The sequence below is a fragment of the Methylobacterium sp. WL116 genome, from assembly GCF_008039455.1.
Taxonomy (GTDB): Bacteria; Pseudomonadota; Alphaproteobacteria; order Rhizobiales; family Beijerinckiaceae; genus Methylobacterium.
Window position 1 is genome coordinate 1 of sequence record NZ_VRUV01000819.1, and the last position, 1,402, is coordinate 1,402.

A 1,402-nucleotide genomic window follows, 5' to 3' on the forward strand; every position below is an offset into this window, starting at 1 on the left:
GCCGGGCGCAGGTTCGCGAACAGGCCGAGGTCCTTGCGCAGCCGCAGCAGGCCGGCCTCGGGGCGGATCTCGTAGGCCACGCCGTTCCACTTCGGCCCGCCGACGGCCCCGAGCAGGATCGCGTCCGAGTTGCGCGTCCGCGCGGCCTGAGCGGCGGGACGCCACGCATGAAAAAGGGCGCGCAGCTCGTGCTGCGCGCCCCGATCGACCAGGTCCCGTGTCGGCTTAGTACGGGTTGCCGTAGCGCGCGACGTAGGAGGTCGGATCGATCGCGTCGATCGCCGAGAAGTCGACGTTGCGGATGGCGCTCGAGCGGGCGCCGATGAACGGGCCGTTGGTGATCGGGTCGGGCAGGATGCCGCCGCCGTAGCCGTCGTTGCGGCCGTAGACGGGGTTGAGCTGGTTCGACTGCGCGATCAGGACCGGGTTGGTGGCCGGGTTGCTCACCGAGCCGTTGCCCGGCTCGACGACGTTGCCGGCATCGAGCCAGCTGCGCGGGCGGATGCGGATCGGCAGCGGACGGCTGACGCGGTAGCCCGGGGCGTAACCGTCCTGGGCCTGGACCGGCGCGGTGAAGCCGAGGCCGGTGACGGCGAGGGCGCCCAGCAGGGCGATCTTGATCGAGCGCATGACGCACCTTGTTTGAATGCGGAGTCGGGTATGGCGCCGAGAGATTAAGAATCCGGTGCCTGTTGCGGGGTAGACGCCCGAGCGCGGCCGCGGTTCCGGAAAAACGGCTCAGCTTGCGTGTTTTGCCGCATTGTCGCCCCAATCGCGCAAAGGGGCTAACCGCCCCGATCACGCGAAGGGCTCGCTCAAGGATGCTGCGGTTTCCGCGCGGGCGGCGTGCGGCGCGGCACGATCGAGCCGGTGCGGCCTTCCGGCTCCCCGGACGACAGAGCCCGGATCGGGTCGCAGGCGGCGTCGCGGCGGCCCTCCGCGTCGGCGAAGACCGCGCTCGTGGCCGGGTCGGCGCGCGCGTCGAGGGTGAGCGCGTCGAGGGTGCAGGCGAGCGTGCGCGGCTCGGGCGGCTGCCCGAGGGGCGCACAGAGCCAGCCGTCGATCCGCGCCGGCTGGGCCTCCAGGGTGACGAAGCCGGTGCAGATCCGGCGCCCCGCGCCCGACAGCGTCGCCTCCAGCGTCTCGACCGCACCGAATTTCGTGGCGATCCGCCCGCGCTGGCCGGTCCGGATCACCGAGAGGTTCGGGCCCTCCGCCGCCCGCCGGGCCAGGGTCACGAACAGGCCGGGCTGCGGCTCGGGGGCGTCCCGCGTCAGGGTGAGGCGCAGATGCGTCTCCTCGATCGCCGCGAAGTCGCCGCGGCCCAGCGTCTGCTCCTGTGGGCCGTGCCGCGGTTCGATCCGGGCGGCCTCGCCCGCCAGGTCGAGGCGCAGGCGCCCGG

General features: G+C 73.0%; 2 protein-coding genes and 1 pseudogene. All 3 read right to left on the minus strand.

What is annotated here, in order from left to right:
• A partial coding sequence (locus FV223_RS27620; RefSeq protein WP_281407479.1) for an isocitrate/isopropylmalate family dehydrogenase occupies positions 1–185 on the minus strand: 185 nt, incomplete at its 3' end.
• A gap of 40 nt (positions 186–225) precedes the next feature.
• Complete coding sequence (locus FV223_RS27625) at positions 226–630, minus strand: hypothetical protein (protein ID WP_147729876.1); 405 nt, start codon at positions 628–630, stop codon at positions 226–228.
• Positions 631–815: 185 nt separating this feature from the next.
• Positions 816–1,402 (minus strand): annotated as a pseudogene (locus tag FV223_RS30970) (hypothetical protein); the annotation flags it as partial.